Below are 19,676 nucleotides of genomic sequence, written 5' to 3'. Positions count from 1 at the left end.
CTAATTGGTTTAGGGGATATGAATTACCGGTTTAACCGGTGAACCAGGAGTAAAGCCAATGGCTATCAATCTTGATGACAAAAAAGCAATTGTTGCTGAAGTTCAAGAAGCTGCCGCTGGCGCTCAGTCAGCTGTTGTTGCCGATTCTCGCGGTGTAACAGTTGAAGCGATTACTGCATTGCGTAAGCAAGCACGTGAAAACGGTGTATGGATGAAAGTTGTTCGTAACACCTTAGCACGTCGCGCAGTAGAAGGTACTCCATTCGAGTGTTTGAAAGATTCATTCGTTGGTCCTTCACTAATCGCATTCTCTAGCGAGCACCCAGGTGCTGCTGCACGTATTTTCTCTGATTTCGCGAAAGAAAACGAAATCTTTGAATTAAAAACTGCAGCGTACGAAGGTGATGTAGTAGACGTAGCTATGTTAGCTAAGTTACCTACATACGACGAAGCTATCGCTAAGTTAATGAGCGCAATGAAAGAAGCATCTGCAGGCAAACTTGTTCGTACAATTGCAGCAGTTCGCGATCAGAAAGAGTCAGAAGCTGCGTAATTTTACATTACACATACGCGGTTTTTGTTTTAATAGTTATTTATCAAACAGTTTTAAACTGTTTTATTTGTAGGAAATTGAATTATGTCTATTTCTAAAGACGATATCCTAAACGCTATTGCTGAAATGTCAGTAATGGAAGTTGTTGAATTAGTAGAAGCAATGGAAGAGAAGTTCGGCGTAACTGCTGCAGCTGCTGTTGTTGCTGCTGGTGGTGATGCTGGCGGTGCTGCTGCTGAGCAAACTGAATTCGACGTAATCCTAGAAAGCTTCGGTGGCAACAAAGTTGCTGTAATCAAAGCTGTTCGTGGTGCTACAGGTCTTGGCCTTAAAGAAGCAAAAGAAGTTGTTGAGTCAGCTCCTAAAGCGCTTAAAGAAGGTGTTGAGAAGGCAGAAGCTGAAGAGCTTAAGAAGCTACTTGAAGAAGCAGGCGCAACTGTTGCTATCAAGTAATCTGTCATTTGACAGATTAGCTGCCTAATCAGGCAATGGCTGGTGATTTAAACGTCACCGGCCTTTTTGCGCTAAATAACGCTAAAATTTAAAAAGCCTTACGCTAATCCCAGTAAAGGGTTTTTTTTATAAGCGAAACAGTGCAGTATTGTAGGTTAGCTTATTTTATAACCTGCACTACAACTAAAAATTTAGACTTAAGCCAAGTTGATTGAGTATTTGCCATAAAACTCAGGCAAGTGCCTAATCAACTTGGCATTTAATGTCATAGCAAAAAGCCCATTTTAGCTTTAGTCGACAAAGTTAAGGTGGATTCGGTACAACCCAGCTAGCTGAGGAACCCCATGGGATACTCCTACTCTGAAAAGAAACGAATTAGAAAGGACTTTGGTAAAAGTGCACAGGTTATGGATTATCCATTCCTGTTGTCCATCCAACTCGAATCTTTCCGTAAGTTCATTGATATTGACCCTACTGGCGAAACCGGCTTAGAAGCCGCATTTCGTTCAATTTTCCCGATCAAAGCATATTCTGGTAGTTCAGAATTACAATACGTTAGCTACCGTTTAGGTGAGCCATTATTTGACGTTAAAGAATGTCAAATCCGTGGTGTTACTTACTCAGCGCCGCTACGCGTAAAATTACGTTTGGTAATTTACGATAAAGAAGCACCAGCTGGCACCGTAAAAGATATCAAAGAGCAAGAAGTTTACATGGGCGAAATCCCATTAATGACAGAGAACGGTACGTTCGTTATTAATGGTACAGAACGTGTAATCGTATCTCAGTTACACCGTTCACCTGGCGTATTCTTCGATCACGACAAAGGTAAAACGCACTCTTCAGGTAAAGTGTTATACAACGCACGTGTAATTCCTTACCGTGGTTCTTGGTTAGACTTTGAGTTCGATCCGAAAGACAACTTATTCGTTCGTATTGACCGTCGTCGTAAGTTACCTGCATCGATTATTTTACGTGCATTGGAATACTCAACAGAAGAAATTCTAGCGATGTTCTACGACACAACGTCATACGAAATCAAAGGCGACAAGTTAATCATGGAACTTGTGCCTGAGCGTTTACGTGGTGAAACCGCAACATTTGACGTGAAATTACCAAATGGTGATGTACTTGTTGAACAAGGTCGTCGTATTACTGCCCGTCATATCCGCACCTTAGGTAAAGAAAACATAACTGAGCTTGAAGTACCAGCAGAATATATCGTTGGTAAAGTGTTATCTCAAGGTTATGTTGACGAGTCAACAGGTGAAGTAATTGCGGAAGCAAATGCTGAAATCACGCTAGAGCTATTAGCAGCCCTTAGCCAAGCAGGCCACAAGCAACTTAATACGCTTTACATGAATGAATTCGATGTTGGTTCATACATGTCAGATACCGTGCGTATTGATAGCACAACTAACCGTTTAGAAGCGTTAGTTGAGATCTACCGTATGATGCGTCCTGGTGAGCCGCCAACAAAAGACGCAGCTGAAGGCTTATTTGCTAACCTATTCTTCTCATTAGAGCGTTACGACTTATCAACCGTTGGTCGTATGAAGTTCAACCGTCGTGTTGGTCTTAAAGAATCGACTGGTGAAGGTACGTTATCAAACGACGATATTATCCGCGTAATGAAAACCTTAATCGCGATTCGCGATGGTAAAGGTGAAGTGGATGATATCGATCACTTAGGTAACCGTCGTATCCGTTCAGTAGGTGAAATGGCAGAAAACCAATTCCGTGTTGGTCTAGTACGTGTTGAGCGTGCAGTACGTGAGCGTTTATCACTTGGTGATTTAGACGCGGTAATGCCACAAGACTTAATCAACGCTAAGCCTATTTCTGCTGCGGTTAAAGAATTTTTCGGTTCATCACAACTTTCACAGTTCATGGACCAAAACAACCCGTTATCAGAAGTTACGCACAAGCGTCGTATTTCTGCCTTAGGCCCAGGTGGTTTAACACGTGAGCGTGCAGGCTTCGAAGTACGTGACGTTCACCCAACGCACTACGGTCGTGTTTGTCCTATCGAAACGCCGGAAGGTCCAAACATCGGTCTAATTAACTCATTATCATGTTATGCGCGCACTAACGATTATGGTTTCCTAGAAACACCATACCGTAAGATTGTCGATGGCGTAGTAACTGATGAAGTAGATTACCTATCTGCAATTGAAGAAGGTAACTATGTAATCGCACAGGCAAATGCTGAGCGTGATGAAGCAGGTCGTTTAACCAGTGACTTAGTACCGTGTCGCCACAAAAACGAATTCACGCTAATGTCGAAAGATACAGTTCAGTACATGGACGTATCGCCACAGCAAATCGTTTCTGTTGCCGCATCACTTATCCCATTCCTAGAGCACGATGATGCTAACCGTGCCTTGATGGGCTCGAACATGCAACGCCAAGCTGTACCTACCTTAAAAGTGGACAAGCCACTTGTTGGTACAGGTATGGAGAAGATCGTAGCGGTTGACTCTGGTGTAACAGCCGTTGCTAAGCGCGGTGGTGTTATCGATTACGTTGACGCTTCTCGAATCGTTGTAAAAGTTAACGAAGACGAAATGATCCCAGGTGAAGCGGGTATCGACATCTACAACTTAACTAAGTACACACGTTCTAACCAAAACACTTGTATTAACCAACGTCCAAACGTTCACATGGGTGACCCAGTTGTACGTGGTGACGTGTTAGCTGACGGCCCATCAACAGACATGGGTGAATTAGCTCTTGGTCAAAACATGCGTTTGGCGTTCATGCCTTGGAATGGTTACAACTTCGAGGATTCGATGTTGCTTTCTGAGCGCGTTGCGCAAGAAGACCGTTTCACGACAATTCACATTCAAGAATTAAGCTGTATCGCTCGTGATACTAAGCTTGGCTCTGAAGAAATTACTTCTGATATTCCAAACGTTGGTGAGTCAGCGTTAAGCAAGCTAGATGAGTCTGGTGTTGTTTACATTGGTGCGGAAGTAAAAGGCGGTGACATCTTAGTAGGTAAAGTAACGCCTAAAGGTGAAACGCAATTAACGCCAGAAGAAAAACTTTTACGTGCAATTTTCGGTGAGAAAGCAGCTGACGTTAAAGACAGCTCTTTACGTGTACCTAACTCAGTATCAGGTACTATCATCGATGTACAAATCTTCACTCGTGACGGTGTAGAAAAAGACAAGCGTGCATTAGAAATTGAAGAAATGCAGCTGAAAGAAGTTAAGAAAGACTTAGGTGACGAGTTCTCTATTTTAGAAGACGGCATCTACGCACGTGCTAAGAAGCTATTACTAGCTGCTGGCATGAACGAGTCTGAGCTTAACAGCATGTCACGCGACAAGTGGTTGGTACAAAACCTTAGCGATGAAGGTCAGCAATCTGAGCTTGAGCAAATCGCTGAGCAGCACGAAACCATCAAAGCGGAATTCGACAAGAAGTACGAAACTAAGCGCCGTAAAATCACTCAAGGTGATGACTTAGCGCCAGGCGTACTTAAGATTGTTAAGGTTTACTTAGCCGTTAAACGTCGCATCCAGCCTGGTGATAAAATGGCGGGTCGTCACGGTAACAAGGGTGTTATCTCAAACGTTGTACCGGTAGAAGATATGCCATACGACGAGAACGGTGTACCAGTTGATATCGTGCTTAACCCACTAGGTGTACCGTCGCGTATGAACATCGGTCAGATCCTAGAAACTCACTTAGGTATGGCGGCACGCGGTATCGGTGAGAAGATTGATCGCATGATCAAGGCGCAACAAAAAGTTGAGAAACTACGTAGCTTCCTAAAAGAAGTTTACAACTTAGGTGAATCTCGCCAAGACGTGGATATCGACAACTTCTCTGATGATGAAGTCATGCGTCTAGCGCAAAACCTTCGTGAAGGTTTACCAATCGCAACACCAGTATTCGATGGTGCGAGCGAGCGCGAAATTAAAGACTTATTCAAGTTAGCAGACATGCCAGAAAGCGGTCAATTCACGCTAACTGACGGTCGTACTGGTCGTAAGTTTGAGCGTCCTGTAACCGTAGGTTATATGTACATGCTGAAACTAAACCACTTAGTGGACGACAAGATGCACGCCCGTTCTACTGGTTCTTACTCACTAGTAACTCAGCAACCACTAGGTGGTAAAGCTCAGTTCGGTGGTCAGCGTTTCGGTGAGATGGAGGTATGGGCACTTGAAGCATACGGTGCTGCCTACACGCTACAAGAAATGCTTACGGTTAAGTCGGATGACGTTAACGGTCGTACTAAAATGTACAAAAACCTTGTTGACGGCGATCACCGTATGGAACCAGGTATGCCTGAATCATTCAATGTATTACTTAAAGAGATCCGCTCTTTAGGTATCAACATTGAGTTGGACGCAGAATAACTGGCCAAGAGCTACTAGCTGACTGGTATAAACATTACCGTTAGCATACGAGGAGGGGAGTCATTCCCCTCTAAAAAGGTTAACTCCGACAGGAGATAGAGTGTGAAAGATTTACTTAAGTTTCTTAAGCAACAAAATCAAACTGAAGAATTCGATGGTATTCGCATCGGATTGGCATCACCAGACTTGATCCGTTCTTGGTCATTCGGTGAAGTAAAAAAGCCTGAAACAATTAACTACCGTACGTTCAAGCCAGAGCGTGACGGTTTATTCTGTGCCCGTATTTTCGGCCCAGTAAAAGACTACGAATGTCTTTGTGGTAAGTACAAGCGCCTTAAGCACCGTGGTGTAATTTGTGAAAAATGTGGCGTTGAAGTTACATTAACTAAAGTTCGTCGTGAGCGTATGGGTCACATCGAACTAGCAAGCCCAGTAGCGCATATCTGGTTCTTAAAATCATTACCATCACGTATCGGTCTTCTTTTAGACATGACATTACGTGACATCGAGCGTGTTCTTTACTTCGAATCATACGTAGTAACAGAACCTGGTATGACAACGCTTGAAAAGAGCCAAATCTTAACAGAAGAAGAGTACCTAGACGCACTAGAAGAGCACGGTGACGAGTTCGACGCGAAAATGGGTGCTGAAGCGGTATTAGCACTTCTTCAACAAATCGATTTGGAAGGTGAAATTTCACAAATGCGTGAAGAGTTACCAGAAATCGGCTCAGAAACTAAGCGTAAGAAAATCACTAAGCGCTTGAAGTTAATGGAAGCATTCGCTCAGTCTGGCAACAAGCCAGAGTGGATGATCATGTCTGTTCTGCCAATTCTTCCACCAGATCTACGTCCACTAGTACCACTAGATGGCGGCCGTTTCGCAACGTCTGATTTGAACGACCTTTACCGTCGTGTAATCAACCGTAACAACCGTTTGAAGCGTCTTCTTGATTTAGTAGCACCAGACATCATCGTACGTAACGAGAAGCGTATGCTTCAAGAGTCTGTTGATGCGTTATTAGATAACGGTCGTCGTGGTCGTGCAATCACGGGTTCTAACAAACGTCCATTGAAATCACTTGCTGACATGATCAAAGGTAAGCAAGGTCGTTTCCGTCAAAACCTTCTTGGTAAGCGTGTTGACTACTCAGGTCGTTCTGTAATTACTGTAGGTCCTACGTTACGTCTTCACCAATGTGGTCTTCCGAAGAAAATGGCACTTGAGTTATTCAAGCCATTTATCTACGGCAAATTAGAAGCACGTGGTTTAGCAACAACGATTAAAGCGGCTAAGAAATTAGTTGAGCGCGAAGGCGCAGAAGTATGGGATGTATTAGACGAAGTTATTCGTGAACATCCAGTAATGCTTAACCGTGCGCCAACACTTCACAGATTGGGTATCCAAGCATTCGAGCCGGTACTTATCGAAGGTAAGGCGATCCATTTACACCCATTAGTTTGTGCGGCGTATAACGCTGACTTCGATGGTGACCAAATGGCGGTTCACGTACCGTTAACGTTAGAAGCGCAATTAGAAGCGCGTGCGTTAATGATGTCTACGAACAACGTATTATCACCAGCGAATGGTGACCCAATCATCGTTCCTTCACAGGACGTTGTATTAGGTCTTTACTACCTAACGCGTGATCGTGTTAACGGTTTAGGTGAAGGTATGGTTTTCGCTTCAGCTGCTGAAGCAGAAAAAGCGTACCGTACAGGTGTTGCTGAGCTTCACGCTCGCGTTAAAGTGCGTATCACTGAACACGTTCGCAACGAAGCGGGTGAGTTAGTTGCACAAACTACGTTAAAAGACACCACTGTTGGTCGTACTATTTTATGGCAAATCTGTCCTGAAGGTTTACCGTTCGAGCTAATCGACCAGCCTTTAGGTAAAAAGCCAATTTCACGCTTAATTAACCATGCATACCGTAACCTAGGTCTGAAAGAGACAGTTATCTTTGCTGACCACATCATGTACACAGGTTTCCACTACGCGATGATCGCGGGTGCGTCTGTTGGTATCGACGACATGGTTATCCCAGATGAGAAGTACACTATCATCGACGGTGCGGAAGAAGAAGTTGCTGAAATCCAAGAGCAGTTCGACCAAGGTCTTGTAACTGCGGGTGAGAAGTACAACAAAGTAATCGATATCTGGTCATCAGCTAACGAAAAAGTTTCGAAAGCAATGATGGACAACTTATCGAAAGAAAGCGTTGAAAACCGTGACGGTGAGATGGAAGAGCAAGACTCATTCAACTCTATCTTCATGATGGCTGACTCGGGCGCTCGTGGTAGTGCCGCTCAGATCCGTCAGCTAGCGGGTATGCGTGGTCTAATGGCAAAACCAGATGGTTCAATCATCGAAACGCCAATTACTGCGAACTTCCGTGAAGGTCTAAACGTACTTCAGTACTTCATCTCAACTCACGGTGCTCGTAAAGGTCTAGCGGATACCGCACTTAAGACAGCGAACTCAGGTTACTTAACACGTCGTCTAGTAGATGTTGCACAAGATTTAGTTGTAACAGAGCATGATTGTGGCACACACGACGGTCTAACCATGACACCACTAATCGAAGGTGGTGACGTTGTTGAACCATTACGTGAGCGTGTACTAGGTCGTGTAGTTTGTGAAGATGTACTAATTCCAGGTACTGAAGACGTATTACTACCGCGTAACACACTAATTGATGAAAAATTATGTGATGTGTTGGAAGAGCACTCAGTTGACCAAGTAAAAGTACGTTCAATTATTACTTGTTCGACAGACTTTGGTATCTGTGCCCACTGTTACGGTCGTGACCTAGCACGTGGTCATATGATCAACCAAGGTGAAGCGGTTGGTGTTGTTGCAGCGCAGTCAATCGGTGAGCCAGGTACACAGCTAACCATGCGTACGTTCCACATCGGTGGTGCGGCATCACGAGCGTCTGCAGAAAACTCAGTACAAGTGAAGAACACAGGCACGCTTAAACTGCAAAACGCTAAGTTCGTTAGTAACTCTGAAGGTCACGTAGTTATTACTTCACGTTCTTCTGAGTTGACAGTTATTGACGAGTTAGGTCGTGAGAAAGAGCGTTACAAAGTGCCTTACGGTGCTGTACTAGCGAAGAAAGACGGTGAAGCGATTGAAGCAGGTGAAACAGTAGCAAACTGGGATCCACATACGCATCCAATCATCACTGAGGTAGCAGGTAAGATCAAATTTGTTGACCTAATCGAAGGTTTAACAATGACGCGTCAAACGGATGAGTTAACGGGTCTATCTAGCACTGTTGTTACTGATCCAAACCAACGTAGCTCTGCGGGTAAAGAAATGCGCCCAATGGTTAAGCTAGTTGATGCGGCAGGTAACGATGTGATGATCGCAGGTACTGATATTCCAGCGCAATACTTCTTACCAGGTAACGCAATCGTTAACCTAGAAGATGGTGCAGAAGTTGGTATCGGTGACGCATTAGCACGTATTCCACAAGAGTCTTCTAAGACTCGTGATATTACCGGTGGTCTACCGCGTGTTGCTGACTTATTCGAAGCGCGTAAGCCGAAAGAGCCTGCAATTCTTGCTGAGAAGACTGGTATTATTGGATTCGGTAAAGAAACGAAAGGTAAGCGTCGTCTATTGATCACGCAACCTGACGGTACAGTATACGAAGAGATGATTCCTAAGTGGCGTCAACTTAACGTGTTCGAAGGTGAATCTGTACAGAAAGGTGAAGTTATTGCCGATGGTCCAGAGTCGCCACATGATATCTTGCGTCTACGTGGCGTAGCAGATGTTGCTAACTACATCGTGAACGAAGTTCAAGACGTTTACCGTCTACAAGGTGTAAAAATCAATGATAAGCACATCGAAGTTATCGTTCGTCAGATGATCCGTAAGTGTGAAATCGTTGATGGTGGTGATTCAGAATTCCTGAAAGGTGAACAAGTTGAAGTGGCACGCGTGAACATCGCAAACCGTGAACTTGAAGCCGCAGGCAAGCAACCAGCTGAATACGAGATGCAAATGATGGGTATTACTAAAGCATCACTTGCAACTGAATCATTTATCTCAGCGGCATCGTTCCAAGAGACAACGCGTGTTCTTACTGAAGCTGCTGTAGCAGGTAAGAAAGACGGTTTACGTGGTCTGAAAGAGAACGTTATCGTTGGTCGCTTAATCCCAGCAGGTACAGGTTACGCTTACCACCAAGACCGTATGCGCAAGCGTAACGCGGCGATGGAAGAAGAAGTAACAGTATCAGCTGACGAAGCAGCACAAGCACTAAGTGACGCACTAAACGCTGACTTAGACGCAGAGTCAAACGATCAAAACGATCCAGTGTTATAAACCATAGCACTGAATGATGATTGAAAAGGCCGCTCAACTGAGCGGCCTTTTTTTATATGTGAATATCTCTTTTACACCAAAGCTTGGTTATTTAAGTATTACAAGTATTTCAAATGCGCTTTCTCGTGCTTATGAAAAGATGCCTGATGTTGCTAAGTCGTAACTAATTCAAGCACTGCCTATCACCCTTTATTCACCATTCATTTCCCCAAAGATCCTTAATTATCACCAAAAAGGATCCTTAATCGCTTTTTGCTTGACAGTTCAAAGCTTGACCATTAGAATTCTGCGACCTTTTAATCTGTGCCTAGTTGCGTAGTTTTTAAAAGGTTTGATTTTTACACGTTTAAGAGGGTGTGAAGTTGGTAGGTACTACTGATGTTCGCACATGTTTCAACTTAATCAGGAGCTATAATGGCAACTATTAACCAATTGGTACGTAAACCACGTGTCAGACAAGTACAAAAAAGTAACGTACCTGCGTTACAAGCTTGTCCACAGCGTCGTGGTGTATGTACTCGTGTATATACTACTACACCTAAAAAACCTAACTCAGCACTACGTAAAGTAGCTCGTGTTCGTTTAACAAACGGCTTTGAAGTTACTTCATACATCGGTGGTGAAGGTCACAACTTACAAGAGCATAGCGTAATCTTAATCCGTGGTGGTCGTGTTAAAGACTTACCTGGTGTACGTTATCACACTGTTCGTGGCGCACTTGACTGTTCAGGCGTTAACGATCGTAGACAAGGCCGTTCTAAGTACGGTGCTAAGCGCCCTAAATCTTAACGGTTTCCGTGAAGTAAGGCCAAATTTTAACATTTAACAATTTTGGGAAATCCCTGAATTAAACGGAGAATTCAAGATGCCAAGAAGACGCGTCGTAGGGCAACGTAAAATATTGCCAGATCCTAAGTTCGGTAATGAACTATTAGCAAAATTCATCAACATCCTTATGGTTGATGGTAAAAAAGCTGTTGCAGAAAAAATCGTTTATGGTGCACTAGACATCTTAGCGGAAAAAAACAACGAGAAAGAACATCTAGACCTTTTCGAAGAAGCGCTAGAAAACATCCGCCCAGCGGTTGAAGTTAAGTCTCGTCGTGTTGGTGGTTCTACTTACCAAGTTCCAGTTGAAGTTCGTCCAGTACGTCGTAACGCGCTAGCCATGCGTTGGTTAGTTGAAGCAGCTCGTAAACGTGGTGAAAAATCAATGGCTCAGCGTCTAGCTAACGAAATGTTAGATGCAGCTGAGAACAAAGGTTCAGCGGTTAAGAAACGTGAAGACGTTCACCGTATGGCCGAAGCGAACAAAGCGTTCGCACATTACCGTTGGTAATATAAAGGCAAGCGTAGTGACATCTTATTGTCACTACGCTTTTCTATACTTCCCATAGGGAGTTATTGACGTCTTTACCGGCGACTAATTTTCAAAAGTGTTTATCTGCATTGAGTACTTTTTAAAGTTAGTTTAAGGCAACACATTAGCGATGATCATTAATCGTTTAAATGTTGCCCTAGCACAGAGGATACATAAGTGGCTCGTACAACACCTATTGAGCGTTACCGTAACATCGGTATTTGTGCTCACGTTGACGCAGGTAAAACAACAACAACAGAACGTGTACTTTTCTACACGGGTCTATCTCACAAAATCGGTGAAGTGCACGATGGTGCCGCAACCATGGACTGGATGGAACAAGAGCAAGAGCGTGGTATTACTATTACCTCAGCTGCAACCACTTGTTTCTGGAAAGGTATGGATGCGCAATTTGAAGATCACCGCGTAAACATCATTGATACTCCGGGTCACGTTGATTTCACTATCGAAGTAGAGCGTTCATTACGTGTGCTTGATGGTGCAGTACTAGTACTATGTGCGTCTTCAGGTGTACAACCACAAACCGAGACGGTTTGGCGCCAAATGGAAAAATACTCTGTGCCACGTATGGTATTCGTCAACAAGATGGACCGTATGGGCGCAAACTTCCTAAATGTTGTTGATCAAATTAAAAACCGCTTAGGTGCCAATGCCGTGCCTATGCAGCTTGCCATTGGCAGTGAAGAAGATTTTACTGGCGTTGTTGACCTAGCGAAAATGAAAGCCATTAACTGGAATGAAGCCGATCAAGGCATGACCTTCACTTATGAAGATATTCCAGCAGATATGGTTGAACTTGCCGAAGAATGGCGTGAGAACCTAGTTTCAGAAGCGGCTGAAGCTAATGATGACTTGATGGAGAAATACCTAGAAGAAGGTGATCTGTCAGAGGAAGAAATTAAAGCTGGTCTTCGCCAACGTACACTTGCTAACGAAATCGTCTTATGTGCTTGTGGCTCAGCGTTTAAGAACAAAGGTGTGCAAGCGGTACTTGACGCCGTAATTGAGTACTTACCAGCACCAACCGAAGTTGAAGCGATCAAAGGTATCAACGAAGACGAGTCTGAAGGTGTTCGTGAAGCTGATGACAATGCGCCATTTGCTGCGCTTGCATTTAAAATCGCCACAGATCCATTTGTGGGCACATTAACTTTCTTCCGTACCTACTCTGGTGTTGTTCAAACTGGCGACAGTGTTTACAACCCAGTGAAAGGTAAGAAAGAGCGCTTTGGTCGTATCGTGCAAATGCACTCAAATGACCGTCAAGAAATTAAAGAAGTTCGCGCTGGCGATATCGCAGCAGCAATTGGCTTAAAAGATGTCACTACTGGTGACACACTTTGTGATAATAACAACATTATCACGTTAGAGCGTATGGAATTCCCAGAGCCAGTGATCTCTGTTGCTGTAGAGCCAAAAACGAAGGCTGACCAAGAGAAAATGGGTATCGCGTTAGGCAAGCTAGCGGCAGAAGATCCATCATTCCGCGTAGAGACAGATGAAGAGTCAGGCCAAACCATCATTTCTGGTATGGGTGAGCTACACTTAGATATCATTGTCGACCGCATGATGCGTGAATTCAAAGTTGATTGTAACGTTGGTAAGCCACAAGTTGCCTACCGTGAAAGCATTCGTTCAACGGTTGAAGCTGAAGGCAAATTTGTTCGCCAATCAGGTGGCCGTGGTCAATTCGGTCATGTTTGGTTGAAAATGGAACCAATCGAAGGCGATGGTTTCGAATTCGTTAATGAGATTGTTGGTGGTGTGGTTCCAAAAGAATACATCCCAGCAGTTGAAAAAGGTTGTAAAGAGCAGATGGAATCTGGCGTATTAGCCGGCTACCCGCTGCTTGGTGTTAAAGTCACGTTATACGATGGTTCATTCCACGACGTTGACTCTAACGAAATGGCGTTTAAAATCGCTGCGTCTATGGGCTTTAAGAAAGGTGCAATGGAAGCCAATCCTGCACTGTTAGAGCCAATGATGAAAGTAGAAGTGACAACGCCAGAAGAGAACATGGGTGATGTGGTAGGCGATTTAAACCGTCGTCGCGGCATGATCGATGGGATGGACGAAGGCCCTGCTGGTATGAAGCTCGTTAACGCGCTTGTGCCATTGGCAGAGATGTTTGGCTACGCAACTGATTTACGTAGTGCAACTCAAGGTCGCGCCTCTTATTCTATGGAGTTTTCTAAGTATGCAGAGGCTCCAAAAGCAGTAGCTGACTCAGTTATTGAATCCCGAGGGGGCTAGCCTTTTTTAAAGGTGAACTTTCTCGCACTTTAGTGGTGGTGCACAAGGCACTGGCATTGCTTTGACAAGAGAATTCGCATTCTCTACAATCAGTGCCTTGCTGCTCAGTGGTCAACAGTCGCTAAGTGCTAAAAATTAAATTTAATTGGTAATCTTTAAGGTACATGTAAAATGGCTAAAGAAAAATTTGAACGTTCGAAACCGCACGTAAACGTTGGTACTATCGGCCACGTTGACCACGGTAAAACTACTTTAACAGCTGCTATCTCTGCAGTATTAACAAAAACTCACGGTGGTGAAGTTCGTGATTTCGCTCAAATCGATAACGCTCCAGAAGAGCGTGAGCGTGGTATTACAATCAATACTTCTCACATCGAGTACGACACAGAAACACGTCACTACGCACACGTAGACTGTCCAGGTCACGCCGATTATGTTAAAAACATGATCACTGGTGCTGCTCAAATGGACGGTGCAATCTTAGTATGTGCTGCTACTGACGGTCCTATGCCACAAACACGTGAGCACATCCTTCTTTCTCGCCAAGTAGGTGTACCTTACATCATCGTATTCTTAAACAAGTGTGACATGGTAGACGACGAAGAGCTACTTGAGCTTGTAGAGATGGAAGTTCGTGAACTTCTTTCAGAATACGACTTCCCAGGTGACGACTTACCAGTAATCCAAGGTTCTGCATTAGGCGCACTTAACGGTGAAGCACAATGGGAAGAGAAAATCCTTGAGCTTGCTAACCAGTTAGACACTTACATTCCAGAGCCAGAGCGTGCAATCGACGGTGACTTCATCTTACCAATCGAAGACGTATTCTCAATCCAAGGTCGTGGTACTGTAGTAACAGGTCGTGTTGAGCGTGGTATCATCACAGTAGGTGACGACGTAGAAATCGTAGGTATCAAAGAAACTACGACGACTACTTGTACTGGTGTTGAAATGTTCCGTAAGCTTCTAGACGAAGGTCGTGCGGGTGAGAACTGTGGTGTTCTTCTTCGTGGTACTAAGCGTGATGAAGTACAACGTGGTCAGGTACTAGCTAAGCCTGGTTCAATCACTCCACACACTAAGTTCGAGTCTGAAGTTTACGTATTAACTAAAGACGAAGGTGGCCGTCACACGCCATTCTTCAAAGGCTACCGTCCACAGTTCTACTTCCGTACAACTGACATCACTGGTGCTGTAGAGCTTCCAGAAGGTGTAGAAATGGTAATGCCTGGCGACAACTTGAAGTTTGTTGTTGAGCTAATCAACCCAATCGCGATGGACGAAGGTTTACGCTTCGCTATCCGTGAAGGTGGCCGCACAGTAGGTGCTGGTGTTGTATCTAAAATCATCGACTAATATCGATAGATTCTAGAATACACGTTGAGAAAGGTCGCGCAAGCGGCCTTTTTTGCGTTTGGGGTTTAGTAAATTGTGGTGCTATTGAAAGCGGCTGAAATAATACGCTGATGCTAGGTGCTGGCGTTGTATCGCTGCACCTGAGACATGCATCAACCAATATCGATAGATGCTAGAATACACGTTGAGAAGGTCGAGAAAGCGGCCTTTTTTGCGTTTGGGGTTTAGCAAATTTTTTGGTGAACCCAAAGCAGACAATTTAGGTGCTGGCGTTGTATCGCTGCACCTGAGACATGCATCAACCAATATCGATAGATGCTAGAATACACGTTGAGAAAGGTCGCGCAAGCGGCCTTTTTTGCGTTTAGGATAAAGTAAAGCTGTGGTGCTATTTAAAGCGGCTGAAAGAATACGCTGATGCTAGGTGCTGGTGTTGTATCGCTATATCTAAGACATGCATCAACTAATATCGTTAGACTCTAGAATACAAAACGGAAAAGCTCGTAAGAGCAGTCTTTTGCGTTTGGGGTTGTAAAGGTGTACGCCAATTATTAGAGCGTAATCATAGAAACACCAAGGTTCTAGTGTTGGAATAATGCCAATATTGGTTCAATTGCCTAGGCTTGAAGAATAAAAACTGATTTTAACCAGTTTTTTATCTGGTGTTAGGATACCTGTAAAGTAGGCTATTGTTTTGCTTGTCGCACCTTTTACTCATGGATGATGATTAATGCGCTATGTTCTTTGTTTATTGTTCTTTTCTTTTACTTGCTCCTCGCAAGTCTTTATCCCTGCCAAGTTATTGGAGAATGCCAATAAAAAGTATCGTGAAGATAGCTTTGCGTCTCGAGTAGAATCGTATGCTTACATAAGTTTTGTTATCAATAAAGAAGGCAAAGCAACTGACATAGTCGTTTTGAACAAAAGTGACTTTAGAGATATTTCGGGGGTGGCAAAGCAATGGCTTAAAAACCTAACTTACCAGCCAGCGAGAATTTATGATAAGCCTATCAATAGTGAGCAAAGACTACTATGGCGTTATGACAAAGCGCTAAGTAGTGGCTCTAACGATGGAATATCACCTCGCTTTGCTCAGTCATATGAGAAAACTAAGTCATTAGTCAAAGACAATGCCGTTAAGGCAGAACATGAGTTGAACAACGTAAAGCAAGCTACGAAGAACTTAACTGAACAAGCATTTTACGCATTTATTAGTAGTTTTGTTTATGCACAGGCAAAGGATTGGCCTCGCTATGGCGAGCACGTGTTTGATGCTTGGATGCTAAAAGACTTCTTAGATAATCACTCGGCTTACACGGCAACAAAAAACTTATTCGATTATGCACTTTACAAGCAAGATCATCGGCTTGCACTGGAAGTCGCTAACTCCTTTAAAACCTTATCAGGAATTGAGATATCTGCTCAGGTTTACCAGTCTTATTATGATAGCGTGCAGCAGAGTATCGAGCAGCACAAGGAAATAACCAAGCGCTATTCTATCAGTGAAGAGTCTCCTGCTTATCACGCTATCACCAGGCGAGAAGTTCAACTAGAAACAGTTAGTGATAATGTGGAAGCCCAACTTCGCTGTAAAAACCATGTCGAAAATGTTTCCATAACAGAAATGCTATTAATTCCTTCAACAGCAATTGATTGTCGCTTGCTTATCCGAGCAACGGAAGACACCGAGCTAACTATAGTTGAAAGCGGGGCTGTGCATATTAAGTTAGGCGAGATATTGGATTAGGGTGATCGCTAAGTGCGATCAGCTTTCAGGGGAGTACTTGTGATGAAAATCTTGGATTTGTCCGCTAAGGTATACAATTCGCTCTGCCATTCCTTCAATAACGGCATCTTTAAATTTGCCCTTCAAAGCATGTGGCAGGCCATGCAAGGTGTCTTGATCCATACAAAGCACAATAACTTCGTTTAAGGCTTTAGCAGTAGCACTTTTAGGCCTTTTCTTAATAAAGCTACCTTCACCTATAAACTGACCTGCTTTGATAACACCAAGCGCTTGAGAGCCTCCTTGTTTAAGTATTTCTACTTCACCGGATAGCACGATATAGAAATGACTGTTGTGATCTAACTCAGATTGCACAAATTGATTTGGCTTACAGTTATAGACTTTACTTTTTTGGAGCAGTAACTCACGCTGCGCTATGGTAAAGCCCTTAAAGAAATTTATGCGACCAATTATCTCAAGTAGTTTTAGTTTGGAAATTTTATTAAGTGGTAACATAGCGTTAAACCATTACATCACTAGCAGCTTATTTTGCCGAGCTAAATTGATTAGTCAATGGCTATGCTAATTAGTGAGTGTAATTTTACTATTCCAAAATAGATAACATTGCCAGAAGCAGCGCTAATTGAAATTTCTGGCTTCCATTGTGTAGTTGAAAAACAGATATAAAAAAGCCCCGCATTAGCGAGGCTTTTCGAAACACTTTAAAAAACTAAATTACTTAGCTTCGTTACGTGCTTTAACTTCAGCGATAACTTCTTCAGCAACGTTCTGTGGTGCTGCTGCGTAGTGGCTGAATTCCATAGAGAATTGACCACGACCTGAAGTGATTGTGCGTAAGTGACCGATGTAACCAAACATTTCTGATAATGGAACGTCTGCTTTAATGCGAACGCCAGTAGTACCAGCTTCTTGGTCTTTGATCATACCGCGACGACGGTTAAGGTCACCAATTACGTCACCAACGTTGTCTTCTGGCGTGAACACGTCAACTTTCATGATTGGCTCAAGAAGTTGTGCACCAGCTTTTGGAATTGATTGACGGAAAGCGCCTTTCGCTGCGATTTCGAACGCTACTGCTGACGAGTCAACTGCGTGGAAACCACCGTCGAATAATTCGATCTCAACGTCTAATACTGGGAAGCCAGCTAGAACACCTTGATCCATCATTCCTTTAAAGCCTTTCTCGATTGCAGGGAAGAATTCCTTAGGAACGTTACCACCTACAACGGTAGACTTAAATGTGAAGCCTGAGTTTGGCTCACCTGGCTTGATGCGGTAGTCGATCTTACCGAACTGACCAGAACCACCAGATTGTTTCTTATGCGTGTAAGAATCTTCAATCGCTTGTGTGATCGTTTCACGGTACGCTACTTGTGGCTTACCAACTTCTAGTTCAACACCGTAAGTACGCTTAAGGATGTCAACTTTGATGTCTAAGTGAAGTTCACCCATACCTTTAAGGATGGTTTCACCTGAATCTTCGTCAGTTTCAACTTGGAACGTTGGATCTTCTGCAACCATCTTACCGATCGCGATACCCATCTTCTCAGCACCACCTTTCTCTTTTGGAGAAACAGCGATTGAGATTACTGGCTCTGGGAATACCATCGCTTCAAGCGTACAAGGTTGTTTCACATCACATAATGTGTGACCTGTTTGAACGTTCTTCATACCTACGATAGCAAGAATGTCACCCGCTTGTGCTTCAGTAAGCTCAGTACGGTCTTCCGCTTGCATCTCAACCATACGGCCGATACGCTCAGTTTTACCAGTGAACGAGTTAAGTACTGTATCACCTTTCTTGATGCGACCAGAGTATACACGTACGAACGTAAGTGCACCGAAACGGTCATCCATAATTTTGAATGCTAATGCACGGAACGGCTCTTCAGCGTCAACAATAGCGTGTTCACCAGTAGGCTCACCTTCTTCATCAGTTAATGGCTGAGGTGGTACTTCAGTTGGTGACGGTAAGTAGTCAACAACAGCGTCAAGAAGCAATTGCATACCTTTGTTCTTGAACGCAGAACCACAGTATGTAGGGAAGAACAATAACTCGTTTGTACCTTTACGGATACAGGCTTTGATTTGCTCTTCAGAAGGCTCAACACCTTCCATGTATTCCATTAATAAGTCATCGTCTGCTTCTAGTGCAGTTTCGATTAACATTTCACGGTACTCAGCAGCTTGGTCTACCATGTCTGCTGGAATGTCTTGAACTTCGTAGTTTTCTGGTTGACCTGAATCATCCCATACGTAAGCTTTTTGGCTTAATACGTCAACAACACCAACGAAGTTATCTTCTTCACCAATTGGTAAAGTCATAACTAGTGGGTTAGCGCCAAGTACGTTTTTCACTTGGTCTTTAACGCGGAAGAAGTTTGCACCTAAACGGTCTAACTTGTTAACGAAGATCAAACGAGCAACTTTTGACTCGTTCGCGTAACGCCAGTTAGTTTCTGATTGCGGCTCAACACCACCAGAACCACAGAATACACCAATACCACCATCAAGAACTTTAAGAGAACGGTAAACTTCAACTGTGAAGTCAACGTGACCCGGGGTGTCGATTACGTTAAAACGGTGCTTTTTCCACTCACAAGTAACAGCAGCAGACTGGATAGTAATACCACGCTCAGCTTCTTGCTCCATGAAGTCAGTAGTAGATTCACCATCGTGAACTTCACCGATCTTGTGGATCATACCTGTAAGTTTCAAAATTCGTTCAGTTGTTGTGGTTTTACCAGCATCAACGTGAGCGAAAATACCAATATTTCTGTATTTTGATAAATCTGCCATTTTCTTGCTCTGCTTGTACCTAATTAAAATCAATTAGGGGTTAGTGATTAAAAACCGCGCGAGTATACCAGAACTTAACGAAAACCAACATAGAAAAAGTTGAAATTAATCTTTTCGTCACTGAACTGTGTCAATTTAGCGTATTCTTGCAGGTAAATAAGTGCTAACCAGGTTTCAGCTAATGTTATAGTAATTAGTTAACTATTTACGCTATGGACTGCGTTAAACTGATAACACTGTGGCTCAGTACTAACCCTATAATATGTGCTTATATAGGTATGGTTGATCGGATGATCACTTCATCAATGCACCCTTACAATATCCAAAATGATAAAAGCTTAATGGCACAAGTATTAACTGAGCAAAATAAGAACGTCGCGTTTAAGCACGGCAAAATAATTGCGCATAACAATAGCAAAAGGA

11 protein-coding genes are annotated in these 19,676 nt (G+C 43.4%); 9 read left to right on the top strand and 2 right to left on the bottom strand.

Features of this window, described 5'->3' with window-relative positions; all coding sequences use genetic code 11:
- The first annotated feature begins 58 nt into the window (after positions 1 to 58).
- The 9 genes from rplJ to DXX94_RS09720 all read left to right on the top strand — a co-directional run bounded on the left by rplJ (position 59) and on the right by DXX94_RS09720 (position 16,454).
- Positions 59 to 553 (top strand): 50S ribosomal protein L10, encoded by a 495-nt coding sequence (rplJ, locus tag DXX94_RS09760; protein ID WP_115998789.1) that lies wholly within the window; start codon positions 59 to 61, stop codon positions 551 to 553.
- Between the two features lie 84 nt (positions 554 to 637).
- Positions 638 to 1,006, top strand: coding sequence for a 50S ribosomal protein L7/L12 (rplL, locus tag DXX94_RS09755; RefSeq protein WP_116015495.1), 369 nt, complete (start codon positions 638 to 640; stop codon positions 1,004 to 1,006).
- Between the two features lie 344 nt (positions 1,007 to 1,350).
- On the top strand, positions 1,351 to 5,379 hold the full coding sequence (gene rpoB, locus DXX94_RS09750; protein WP_116015493.1) for a DNA-directed RNA polymerase subunit beta: 4,029 nt from the start codon (positions 1,351 to 1,353) through the stop codon (positions 5,377 to 5,379).
- A gap of 102 nt (positions 5,380 to 5,481) precedes the next feature.
- A complete protein-coding gene (rpoC, locus tag DXX94_RS09745; protein ID WP_116015491.1) occupies positions 5,482 to 9,717 on the top strand; it encodes a DNA-directed RNA polymerase subunit beta' in 4,236 nt (1,411 codons plus the stop codon).
- Positions 9,718 to 10,131: 414 nt separating this feature from the next.
- Positions 10,132 to 10,506, top strand: coding sequence for a 30S ribosomal protein S12 (gene rpsL, locus DXX94_RS09740; RefSeq protein ID WP_116006511.1), 375 nt, complete (start codon positions 10,132 to 10,134; stop codon positions 10,504 to 10,506).
- Between the two features lie 76 nt (positions 10,507 to 10,582).
- A complete protein-coding gene (gene rpsG, locus DXX94_RS09735; protein ID WP_115998793.1) occupies positions 10,583 to 11,056 on the top strand; it encodes a 30S ribosomal protein S7 in 474 nt (157 codons plus the stop codon).
- Between the two features lie 198 nt (positions 11,057 to 11,254).
- Positions 11,255 to 13,351: an elongation factor G gene (fusA, locus tag DXX94_RS09730; protein ID WP_116015489.1), complete on the top strand. Its 2,097-nt coding sequence runs from the start codon at positions 11,255 to 11,257 to the stop codon at positions 13,349 to 13,351.
- Between the two features lie 171 nt (positions 13,352 to 13,522).
- A complete protein-coding gene (gene tuf, locus DXX94_RS09725) occupies positions 13,523 to 14,707 on the top strand; it encodes an elongation factor Tu (protein WP_115998782.1) in 1,185 nt (394 codons plus the stop codon).
- Between the two features lie 730 nt (positions 14,708 to 15,437).
- On the top strand, positions 15,438 to 16,454 hold the full coding sequence (locus DXX94_RS09720; protein WP_147302265.1) for an energy transducer TonB: 1,017 nt from the start codon (positions 15,438 to 15,440) through the stop codon (positions 16,452 to 16,454).
- Between the two features lie 18 nt (positions 16,455 to 16,472).
- On the opposite strand, the gene DXX94_RS09715 is transcribed toward DXX94_RS09720, so the two are convergent.
- Positions 16,473 to 16,949 (bottom strand): Crp/Fnr family transcriptional regulator, encoded by a 477-nt coding sequence (locus DXX94_RS09715; protein WP_116015485.1) that lies wholly within the window; start codon positions 16,947 to 16,949, stop codon positions 16,473 to 16,475.
- Positions 16,950 to 17,168: 219 nt separating this feature from the next.
- Complete coding sequence (fusA, locus tag DXX94_RS09710; RefSeq protein WP_116006517.1) at positions 17,169 to 19,253, bottom strand: elongation factor G; 2,085 nt, start codon at positions 19,251 to 19,253, stop codon at positions 17,169 to 17,171.
- Positions 19,254 to 19,676: the final 423 nt, after the last annotated feature.

The organism is Thalassotalea euphylliae (assembly GCF_003390375.1).
Lineage (GTDB): Bacteria > Pseudomonadota > Gammaproteobacteria > Enterobacterales > Alteromonadaceae > Thalassotalea_F > Thalassotalea_F euphylliae_A.
The sequence above is the reverse complement of the archived record's forward strand: the minus strand, read 5'-3'. Positions and strand labels throughout refer to the sequence as shown.

Coding starts and splice junctions, on each gene's coding strand:
- rplL (WP_116015495.1), top strand. CDS start 638: ATGTCTATTTCTAAAGACGATATCCTAAACGCTATTGCTGAAATGTCA.
- DXX94_RS09715 (WP_116015485.1), bottom strand. CDS start 16,949: ATGTTACCACTTAATAAAATTTCCAAACTAAAACTACTTGAGATAATT.
- rpsG (WP_115998793.1), top strand. CDS start 10,583: ATGCCAAGAAGACGCGTCGTAGGGCAACGTAAAATATTGCCAGATCCT.
- rplJ (WP_115998789.1), top strand. CDS start 59: ATGGCTATCAATCTTGATGACAAAAAAGCAATTGTTGCTGAAGTTCAA.
- fusA (WP_116006517.1), bottom strand. CDS start 19,253: ATGGCAGATTTATCAAAATACAGAAATATTGGTATTTTCGCTCACGTT.
- DXX94_RS09720 (WP_147302265.1), top strand. CDS start 15,438: ATGCGCTATGTTCTTTGTTTATTGTTCTTTTCTTTTACTTGCTCCTCG.
- rpoB (WP_116015493.1), top strand. CDS start 1,351: ATGGGATACTCCTACTCTGAAAAGAAACGAATTAGAAAGGACTTTGGT.
- rpsL (WP_116006511.1), top strand. CDS start 10,132: ATGGCAACTATTAACCAATTGGTACGTAAACCACGTGTCAGACAAGTA.
- tuf (WP_115998782.1), top strand. CDS start 13,523: ATGGCTAAAGAAAAATTTGAACGTTCGAAACCGCACGTAAACGTTGGT.